The 9,966-nt window shown below is 55.7% G+C and carries 7 protein-coding genes; 4 read left to right on the forward strand and 3 right to left on the reverse strand.

Annotated elements, in window-relative coordinates; all coding sequences use genetic code 11:
- Positions 1-1,109 precede the first annotated feature (1,109 nt).
- From Q363_RS27970 to Q363_RS36965, 3 genes are read left to right on the forward strand one after another with little or no spacing between them, the layout of a single operon-like run.
- On the forward strand, positions 1,110-2,645 hold the full coding sequence (locus Q363_RS27970; protein ID WP_051979435.1) for a sensor histidine kinase: 1,536 nt from the start codon (positions 1,110-1,112) through the stop codon (positions 2,643-2,645).
- Positions 2,633-3,085, forward strand: coding sequence for a response regulator (locus tag Q363_RS27975; protein ID WP_035357235.1), 453 nt, complete (start codon positions 2,633-2,635; stop codon positions 3,083-3,085). Before Q363_RS27970 ends, Q363_RS27975 begins: the two co-directional genes overlap by 13 nt.
- A 6-nt stretch (positions 3,086-3,091) precedes the next feature.
- On the forward strand, positions 3,092-4,957 hold the full coding sequence (locus tag Q363_RS36965; protein ID WP_051979436.1) for a hybrid sensor histidine kinase/response regulator: 1,866 nt from the start codon (positions 3,092-3,094) through the stop codon (positions 4,955-4,957).
- Between the two features lie 307 nt (positions 4,958-5,264).
- Here Q363_RS36965 and Q363_RS27985 read toward each other — a convergent pair whose 3' ends face one another.
- Both Q363_RS27985 and Q363_RS45690 read right to left on the reverse strand, forming a co-directional pair.
- On the reverse strand, positions 5,265-5,726 hold the full coding sequence (locus Q363_RS27985; protein ID WP_157467724.1) for a DDE-type integrase/transposase/recombinase: 462 nt from the start codon (positions 5,724-5,726) through the stop codon (positions 5,265-5,267).
- A gap of 31 nt (positions 5,727-5,757) precedes the next feature.
- On the reverse strand, positions 5,758-6,114 hold the full coding sequence (locus tag Q363_RS45690; protein ID WP_157467725.1) for a cupin domain-containing protein: 357 nt from the start codon (positions 6,112-6,114) through the stop codon (positions 5,758-5,760).
- A 470-nt stretch (positions 6,115-6,584) separates the two neighbouring features.
- On the opposite strand from Q363_RS45690, the gene Q363_RS27995 reads away from it, so the two are divergent.
- Positions 6,585-9,029, forward strand: coding sequence for a TonB-dependent receptor (locus tag Q363_RS27995; protein ID WP_035357236.1), 2,445 nt, complete (start codon positions 6,585-6,587; stop codon positions 9,027-9,029).
- Positions 9,030-9,222: 193 nt separating this feature from the next.
- Here the strand turns inward: Q363_RS27995 and Q363_RS28000 are convergent.
- Positions 9,223-9,966 (reverse strand): DUF899 domain-containing protein (locus Q363_RS28000; RefSeq protein WP_051979439.1); only part of this gene is annotated, 744 nt, incomplete at its 5' end.

The raw sequence follows: 9,966 nt of genomic DNA on the forward strand, positions 1-9,966 counted from the left end.
AACAAACACTCTGTCGTGCTATTGTCTGACACGCATAGGCCTCTTTGGCTTATTTAAACACTGTCTTGACAGCATGTCCGGAGCTTTCGCTTCTTCAACCTTCAAGAATTATTCGGGCTAGACCGCGCGATATCGGTAGACGATCGGCAGCTGCCTCGAGCGGTTCAGAACCTCACCACAGCCTTTGAAGCACCTTCAGGTGCCTTTCGGTTTCCTAGTCCCGCGGCTTCCCTGCCTGGATTTGCCAGAGAGGCCGGGGAAGCGACTCCGCCATGGTGCAGGCCGCAGTAGACTCGGCCTCCAAAAGGGTCTTCGTAGCTGCCAGTCGCAGTGCAATGCACCACTGTGCCAATGGAGGTATTTCCGTCGAGCCTTTTCTCTGGTCGACTATGGCGAGCGCCTCGATTTTTGTGTCGGACGATTGCCTGAGGAATTCTGCCGCCACAGGGCGATTTGCACCTACTGATATTGCAAGTAGCGCCACTCGAAGATCGGAATCCAGATCGCCGCTCGGCCCTTCTTGGATCATTGTGCGCCAACCGCTATTTAGGGCTTTCTTGCCAAGCACAGTGACCTTATAGTCTGTTCGACCACGGAGACCTTGCTTCCCCTGGCGTACGAAACCTGCATCCAACAGTCTCTGAGTCGATGAGCGTGCTATGGCAGACGTTTTAACCATGGAACAACGGCGCCTGAATATGAGTATCAGAGCCAAGGACACGAAGCCGGAAATGCTTATCCGACGTGCTTTACACGCCCGTGGATCAGAGCTAACTCCCCGAAAATCAATGGCCCGATCCACAAGACCCGAAGGTGTGGGTTCGGAAACGCTCATCACATGTCGCGTGCGACTCGTGAGTGACTTGGAGATTTCTCATCAACCGAGAAAATGAATCGGAAACTTCCGACTTGTCAACACTATTGGAGTGACCGGTTCCCTAAACACTGCGCTGATGGCAGTAGTAACACCTTGGAGTCTGGCGGATTGAGTGCACAGCGTCTTAGCCAGCACTCCCGACCTTCGTCGGGTCAAAGCTTCTGCGGTATGATGTTTTCCCTCGGAAGGAATGGGGAGCCCAGACCCCTGACGCGATGCAGGCAGTTGAACCATGGCCGGCCAGCTTATCCAATCTCGCGTTCTGCGCTACGGTCTTGCCGTGTTTTCGGTCTCCGTGGCGCTCGGCGTGGCGCTTCTGCTGGAGCGCTTCCATTTCCGCGACGTGGCAGATCCGCTGTTCTTGATCGCCATCACCGTTACCGTCTGGTATGCAGGGACCGGGCCAGCGATACTCGCTGTTGTTCTGGGCAGCATGACCGACGCCTACTACTTCATCGAGCCGATCTACAGTATCTACACAGCACGGGAGGATTTACCGCATTTCATCATCTTCATACTATTTGCGTTCCTTATTACCCGATTCGCTGCCGGTAGGCACCGCGTCGAGGCAGAGCTTCTGCAAGCTCGCGACAAGCTGGAAATCGAAGTGGCGGAACGAACCCACAAGCTGGAAATCGAAGTGGCGGAACGAACCCAGCAGGCCAGCCTGCTCAATCTGACACATGAGCCGATCTTCGTGCGTGATATGAACGATGTCATCACATATTGGAATCGGGGCGCCCAGGAGTTGTATGGATGGACGCCGGAGAAGGCAATCGGAAAGAGCCCTCATGAACTTTTGCGAACCGTTTTTCCGTCACCCCTCGAAGAAATCAGGGCGGAGTTCCTGCGGACCGGGCGATGGGAAGGCGAACTCAAGCACACGAGAGCAGATGGAACCGAAGTGGTCGTGTCGAGCCGATGGTCCTTGGGCTACGACGAGCAGGGGCGACCTGTCGCCATCCTGGAAACGAACAATGACATCACGGGGCGCAAACGCCGGGAGCAGGAAATTGAAAAACTCAACCAGGAGCTTGCAAAACGCTCCATGGCGCTCGAAGCCAGCAACAAGGAGCTGGAAGCGTTCGCGTATTCGATATCGCATGACCTCCGCGCGCCTCTACGCCACATGGGAGGGTTTGCGGAACTTCTGCGCAAGAGCACCGTCGCGACTCTCGACGAGAAGAGCGCGCGTTACGTAACCATGATCCTGGAAGCGGCAAATCGGATGGGCAGCCTGATTGACGACCTGCTCGCGTTCTCTCGAATCAGCCGTGCCGAGGCACACTATTCCATTCTCAGCCTGGAGCAACTCGTTCATGAAGCGGTAGCCGAGGCCTGCCAGGACGCCAAGGAGCGCAACATCACTTGGAAGTTAAATCCCTTGCCCGAATGGTATGGAGATCGCCCGATGTTGCGGCTGACTCTAGTCAACCTGATTTCCAACGCCGTAAAATTCACTCGCACACGCCCCCAGGCCGAAATCGAAATCGGATGCAGTGAACAGAAAGACGATCACGTGGTGTTGTTCGTCCGAGACAACGGGGTCGGATTCGACATGAAGTATTCCAACAAGCTGTTCGGCGTGTTCCAGCGGCTTCACGCGCAGGAGGCCTTTGAAGGCACCGGTATCGGGTTGGCGACGGTTCAACGCATCGTACACCGGCATGGCGGCAGCGTCTGGGCGGAAGGCATAGTGGATGGCGGCGCAACCTTCTACTTCTCACTCTTCAAATCACAGGGAGCTGGTGACATATGGAAGCCATAGGACGCATTTTACTTGTCGAAGACGACCCCAAAGACGTTGAGCTTACGCTGACGGCTTTGGATGAATACCATCTCGCGAACGAGGTCGTTGTCGCTGCCGATGGTGAACAGGCGCTCGATTATCTATATTCCCGGGGAAATTTCATGCGACGCGCTCACGAGAATCCGGCGGTCATCCTGCTCGATCTGAAACTGCCGAAAATCGATGGCCTCGAAGTGCTGAAGCAGATCAAATCGGATGAGAAATTGAAGATGATTCCGGTGGTCGTGCTCACGTCATCCCGTGAAGAAAAGGATATGGTGACCAGCTACAAATTGGGCGTCAACGCGTATGTAGTGAAGCCAGTAGATTTCCACGAATTCGTCAATGCCATCAAGGAACTCGGCGTTTTTTGGGCGGTCATCAACGAGCCTCCTCTCGGAAGCGTCAGGAAGGTCTGAACGGCCATGAGTCCCTCTTTACGTGTTCTGTATCTGGAAGATGAAGCTGCCGACGCAGAGTTAGTCCAGGACACGCTCGCAATGGAGGGGATTGCCTGCGATGTGAGCCGGGTTGAAACCGAGTCCGGCTTCCTCACGGCTTTGCAGCAGGGCGCATTCGATCTGATCCTCGCGGATTACGCTCTGCCCTCGTTCGATGGCGTGTCGGCATTGAAAATCGTACGGCAGCAAGAATCCGACCTGCCGTTTATCTTCGTCTCGGGAACCATGGGCGAAGAAATCGCGATCGAAGCGCTCAAGATTGGTGCTACAGATTACGTTCTGAAGACTCGGCTGTCGAGGCTCGTGCCGGCAGTGCATCGTGCGCTGCGCGAAGCCGGGGAAAGGACCGAACGCAAGAAGGCTCAGGAGGCGTTGCGTCGAAGCGAAAGAGAACTTCGCCAGGTGGTTGAAACAATTCCGGCGATGGTCTGGTGCGCGCTGCCCGACGGCTCGAATTTGTTGATGAACAACCGATGGACCGAGTATACGGGCTCGTCCGGAGCCGGTTTGGGCTGGCAAGCCGCTCTTCACCCCGACGACCTTCAGCGCCATATGGACGCTTTTCGTGCATGCTCAGCTAAAGGCTTGCCCTTCGAGGATGAGGTGCGATTCCGTCGCGCGGACGGGGAATATCGCTGGTTTTTGGTTCAAGGCATGCCCCTGCGGGACGAGCAGGGAAAGATCCTCAATTGGTACGGAATCGTCACGGACATCGAAGATCGCAAGCGCGCCGAAGAGACTCTACGGGAGCAAGCTAATCTTCTCAGTCTCACCCATGACGCGATTTTCGTCCACGACATGAATTTGAGAATTAGATATTGGAATCGTGGCGCGGAAGAGTTGTACGGGTGGACCGCAAGGGAAGCCGAAGGCAAGATTAGCCATGAGTTGCTGCAGACGGTATTCCCAGTGCCGTTGGAGCAGCTCATAGCGGAGCTGCTAAGTAATGGCCGCTGGGAAGGCGAGTTTGTACGTACCACGAAGGACGGAACCAAAGTAGTAGTAGCGAGCCGGTGGTCATTACAGCGCGACGACAAAGGCACGCCACTTGCCATTCTCGAGACCAACAACGACATCACCGAACGCAATCGTGCTGAAGAAGAGCGCGAGCGATTGCACCAGCTAGAGGCAGACCTTGCTCACATAAATCGAGTAACCACGATGGGCGAGCTCACCGCAGGGCTGGCACACGAAATTAGACAGCCTATCTCGGCTACCGTCACTAACGCGAACGCCTGCATGCTATGGCTCAAGCGCGACCACCCGGACCTGGAAGAGGCGTGCGAGGCGGCAAGAAGAATAATGGAAGACGGAAAACGTGCCACTGACATCATCGAGCACTTACGCTCGCTGTACAAGAAGTCTCCTCCGAAACGTGAGTTGATCGAAATTAGCGATATTGTCCACGAGATTGTCGTGCTGCTTCAGAGTGAAGCCAACAAGCACTCGATTGTGATGCGCACCGAGGTCCCCTCCGATCTTCCTAAAATTACCGCAGACCGCGTTCAACTGCAGCAGGTGCTCATGAACCTGATGCTCAACGGTATCGAGGCGATGAACGAGACAGGCGGCATACTTACGATCAAGTCGCAATTCGGCCAAGACGGACTACTGCTCATCTCCGTCAGCGACACTGGTATGGGGCTGCCAGCCGAATATTCAGACCAGATCTTCAATGCATTCTTTACCACCAAACCGCAGGGCTCCGGCATGGGCCTGGCGATCAGCCGCTCCATCGTCGAATCACACGGCGGCCGTTTATGGGCCACAGCCAACTCGGAACGCGGCGCGACTTTTCATTTCACTCTGCCCGCTACCGTCGCGGCCTAGGCGCGATCTCCTACGCTGTGTAAGACCCGTTCTGAGAAGCATCCGAACGTGCAGGTCCCACTACGGAAATCGGAATTCTGACCTCCACCCGCAAAAGCTCCTCGGAGGCACGCTGGATTTGGAGTACGATGCCGTATCCGTGCAGCTCACCCATTTGCGCTGCGCGGCGAGGAACGGGATTTCTACAGGGTGGCGGGTGTGTGCGGCCGACCGCGGATTCCAATATCAGGTTTGAAGTCTGGATGCCTGCTTCCGGCGGCTGTGTTGCATTAACTGGTGCAGACGCAACTTTTCCCATACCGATGTTTTAGATTAGGCAGCAATAGTCACAGGTGAGATCCAATTCGTTAATAAGCTGTTCGATATCTTTGGGCTCGCACAGGATGCAAAGGCGGCGCCGGATCATGCGCATGATCTCAAAGCCTTTGATGGCGGCAGCCGCTTTTCTCATCGTCTGGAAACCTCGCATGGGGCGAATCATTCGTTTGAGGCCACCGTGGTCTGCTTCAATGATGTTGTTCGTATATTTCGACGTACGATGTTTCGTGTCCTGGGATAACTTACTTTCGCGCTGCAACCGGCGAATGGCCTTGGGATAAGAGCCCAGCTTGTCGGTTGTGATCGAGTGTAGCGGCCAGTTACACATTATCTTCATTGCTTTGCTCAGAAAGCAGTGTGCTGCGCCAGCTTCCAGACGATTTATGCGCCTTGCTTTGAGTGGTTTCGAGTGGCGCCCGCTTCCACTATGTTCGAAGCCGCACAAAGTCACTTCTTAATAACGATGTGACCAAGGGTACGGCTCATTGCTTGCTGGTGGAGATCGGCAGTCCTGGAGTTCCCGAATAGAAGACGATAAGGACGACGGGTTCCGCGCCCGTAATGCCATGATGAATGCTATCTACGGTCTCCGTGAGGGCTTGTCCGGCCACGAAGTGCTTCTTGGTGCCGTCCTTCTTCTCGATGGTGAGTTCGCCTGAGAGGATGTAGCCGGCATTTGGCATGGGATGAGAGTGCCATTTCATGGTGGTGTGTGGCGCAATGGTGTATTTGAGGATCGTAATCTGGGGCTGGCCGACAGGGTATGACTTAGTAAGGCGTACCGTCCCATGAGGAAGTGGTCTGGATAAGAGTTTCGACTTGAATCGGAGAGGGAGCATCCTCTGCCGTAGCGAAGCAGGTGAGAGATGACGCCAACAATCCAGCAATTATGAATTTCATGTGTTCTCCTGTGCAAATTTGGTTTCGGTGCTTGTACCCTCCTAAGCGAAAGGCCACTTAACTCGAGGTTCGCTTTCACCAGATCCAAGGTATTCCTGGCGATGGGATGGTCGACGCGGCCGACAGCAGTTCCCGTGGTTTCAACTCCATAAAGGCGTACTCATTCCCTAATGTTTCAATCGTAAAGGAAATAATTGCTCCCTAATCGCACGTTTCGCGATTCCCGCCGGACAAATACACGAAAACAAACCCTGGCGGTCCAGCCATTGAACTCCCTTCCGCATCAAACCTTGGAATTGTGCTAATCGTTCACTCAGGGGCGTTTCGCCTCCAAATCAATGGGTTACGACGCTATGTGTTCGACAGATACTAAACTGATCTCATGCTACGTCGTCCACTGGCGAGCGGAATGATTGTTGGACTCCTCTTACTTCGCAGCGCTGCCGTTGGAACGGGCCAGACCTCGGCATTCCATGCACCAGTGGTGCTTACTGTCGTGGATGAAAATGCACTGCCGGTTTCAGGTGCTCACGTTACAGTTTCCGAGCCCGGGGGGCAGGCCTTTCGGCTACAAACCGATTATGCCGGTCGCTGCACCTACTCGCTACATCAGAATGCTTCGTATCAGATTCGAGTGGAAAAACCTGGCTTCTATCAGGCCCTCGAACCGCATACGGACGCGCACGTTGAAAGTGTTGAAGTGGTGCTCGCGCATGAGCAGGTAATTCGACAAGAAGTCAATGTTGTCGCTTCCCCAACCGGGATCGATCCGGAGCAGAGCTCCGACAAGAGCACGATGAACACTCCGGAGATCGTCAACGTGCCCTATCCGACTTCGCGCGATATCCGCAACCTATTGCCTTTCAATCCGGGTGTGGTGCAGGACAGGTCAGGGCAGGTCCACCTCGCGGGATCGGAGACCTACGCGACGCTTGATCTACTGGACGGATTCGATATTCGCTCCCCGGTGAGCGGCGAGCTTGCGATGCGAGTCAGCGCTGATGCAGTGCGTTCGATCGACATAGAGACGACCCGTTATCCGGTTGAATTTGGTAAGGCCACAGGCGGCGTCGTAGCGTTCTACACTGGCATGGGCGATAACAAGTTTCGCTTCAATGCCACCAACTTTCTTCCTTCTTTTCACGAGGCAGATGGGTTGCGCTTTGACAAATTTGTTCCCCGGCTTACCTTTTCAGGCCCATTGGTTCGCAACCAGGCGTGGTTCTTCGATGGACTGGAGGCGGAATACGACAACATCTATATCCAGGAGCTTCCGACTGGCGCAAACACGAACCACCTGGTGCGCGGGAGCAATCTGATCAAGTCCCAAGTGAATCTTACGTCAGCCAATACCCTTTCTGGCGGCCTGCTCTTCAACGTTTATCATTCGCCATATGATGGCCTTTCGTCATTGATTCCACAGGAAAGTACGACGAAGCGGGACACCATTGCGTGGCTACCGTATGTACGTGACCAGCACAGCTTCGCAAACGGTGCGCTGCTAGACGTGGGTTTTGGAGTTGTGCGTTTCCGCGACGGCCTTGAGCCACATGGAAACATTCCCTACGAACTGACGCCTGAGATACCAAAGGGCAGCTTTTTCGAGAACGAAGTCTCGCACTCGCAGCGCGAAGAAGTGACTGCCACGCTGTATCTGTCGCCGCGTTACTGGGCAGGACGCCACGACCTGCAGGCCGGAATCGAGTTGGACCACATCTTCTTCGATGAAGAGATCTCGCGCGCTCCGGTGAATTATCTGCGCGAAGATGGAACGCTGCTGCGGCAAAGCGTCTTTCCTGCTCAAGCTCCGTTTACGCGCCACAATTTGGAGACAGGCGGCTACGTTCAGGACCGCTGGCTCGCGCGCAAGGGGCTGCTGATCGAGCCCGGCCTGCGCTTTGACTGGGACGAAATTATCAGGCGGCCGCTCTTTTCACCCCGACTTGCTGTTGTGTACTCGCCGCCTGGGCCTCGAGCCAGGACGAAATTATCGGCCGGCGTCGCCCTCTACTATGAACACACGCAGCTTGAGTACCTTACACGGAGCCTGGCGGGAATTCGCTACGACACCTACTATGCCACGGATGGAATTACTCCAGCCAGCGAACCGCTACAAACGGTCTTCGAAGCAAACAATTCCACGCTCACACAGACACGTGCCATCAACTGGAGCGTTGGCATTGAAAGAAAACTGCCGGGTGAGATTTCTGCCGGAGTGAACTTCGTCCAGAAGCGAGTTGCCGATGGTCTTGTCTACGCGAACCAGGGTGGGGCGGAGGCACTGTCAGGGATATATCTGCTGACCAACAGCAGACGTGACCACTATGATTCGATCGAGTTCAATGCGCGTCGCACCTTTGCCAATGGATACACTTTGTTTGCTTCCTACACACGTTCTTCGGCCCGCACAAATGCGGCATTGGATTACGTGCCTACTATTTCGCTGCTGGGTCCGCAGCGGAGCGGGCCGCTCGCGTGGGACACACCGAACCGTTTGATTTCCTGGGGATGGCTGCCCTTTCTCCTGCCGAAATTTAAAAAGAGCTGGGACTTTGTCTACACCCTGAAGTGGCAATCGGGATTCCCGTTTACGACAGTCAATGCAAACCGTGAAGTAGTGGGCGCGGCAGGCTCCAGGCGGTTTCCTGACTATGTCTCCTTTAGCCCCGGACTCGAATGGCGATTTCACATCCGGGGCGCTTATTTCGGGCTGCGCGGCGTCATGGAAAATGCCACGAATAGTGGAAATCCATCCGTTGTGAACAGGGTCATCGATTCACCTGATTACGGGAGCTTCAGTGAAGTTCAGGGTAGGGCCTTAACTGCGCGTATCCGCTTGATCGGCTCGAAATAAAGGAGTGATGTCGGCGGTTCCGTTATCGGATTAGGGAAGGATTGCTGACGATCCATAAACGATCGGGAACTACTCGACGACCCATCTGGCCTAACTTCATCGTAGCAACGACAGGCCAGAACCGTTGGCGGGTGCTCAACTACTCAGCGTGCGGGCACAGCGTCCGCGGGCCAGTAGGGCTTGTCCGTATCGGCTAAGTGGTCTTCCGCGCAGCGACCGTGACGGCCGGCCGCGGCTGGGGGTCGGCGGAGTCGCGGTTCCCGGTCGCCAGTGCGTTCTCCACCACCTCGACCCACCTCGGGTTGGTCGAGGCGTCGGCGGCGTATTCGTCGTGCCAGTTCCACCACTCGTATGGATTGGTTTGGGGGTAACCTGCGGGCGAATCCTCCCACTTCTCCTGGCGTCCGAGCGCGGTCATGTCGAGGTAGCTCCAGACGGTGCCCATTGCTTCGTCGCCGCGGTTGTTGATGAAGTAAGTGCGAAAAACCTTGTCGCCGTCGCGGATGAACGCGTTATGGCCATGCCATTCCTCCACGCCGAAGTCGGTGTCGAAGTCGTCGGTGATGGTGTACCAGGGCATCTTCCAGTCCATGCGTGCCTTCAGGCGCTCGATATCCGACTGCGACGCGCGCGAGGCATAGGCAAGTGTGGTATCGCGGGCGTTCAGATGGGAGAGGTGGGAGACCTGGTCGGCTCCCAGGGAGCAGCCGCGGCAGGCATGGTCGGGCCAGCCGAACACGCCGGGTTCGAAGAAAGCGCGGTAGACAATTAGCTGACGGCGGCCCTCGAACAGGTCAAGCAGGCTCGCTTTGCCGTTGGGTCCATCGAACTCGTAGTGCTTCTCCACGGCCAGCCACGGCATCCGCCGACGCTCGGCTGCCAACGCGTCACGAGCGCGGGTCAGCTCCTTCTCCTTCACAAGCAGCTGCTGGCGAGC

The sequence above is a fragment of the Edaphobacter aggregans DSM 19364 genome, assembly GCF_000745965.1.
Classification (GTDB): Bacteria; Acidobacteriota; Terriglobia; order Terriglobales; family Acidobacteriaceae; genus Edaphobacter; species Edaphobacter aggregans.

Bases quoted from the DNA above. Each gene is read 5' to 3' on its own strand.
- Q363_RS45690 (WP_157467725.1), bottom strand. From the start codon at position 6,114: ATGCTCCCTCTCCGATTCAAGTCGAAACTCTTATCCAGACCACTTCCT.
- Q363_RS27975 (WP_035357235.1), top strand. From the start codon at position 2,633: ATGGAAGCCATAGGACGCATTTTACTTGTCGAAGACGACCCCAAAGAC.
- Q363_RS27995 (WP_035357236.1), top strand. From the start codon at position 6,585: ATGATTGTTGGACTCCTCTTACTTCGCAGCGCTGCCGTTGGAACGGGC.
- Q363_RS36965 (WP_051979436.1), top strand. From the start codon at position 3,092: ATGAGTCCCTCTTTACGTGTTCTGTATCTGGAAGATGAAGCTGCCGAC.
- Q363_RS27970 (WP_051979435.1), top strand. From the start codon at position 1,110: ATGGCCGGCCAGCTTATCCAATCTCGCGTTCTGCGCTACGGTCTTGCC.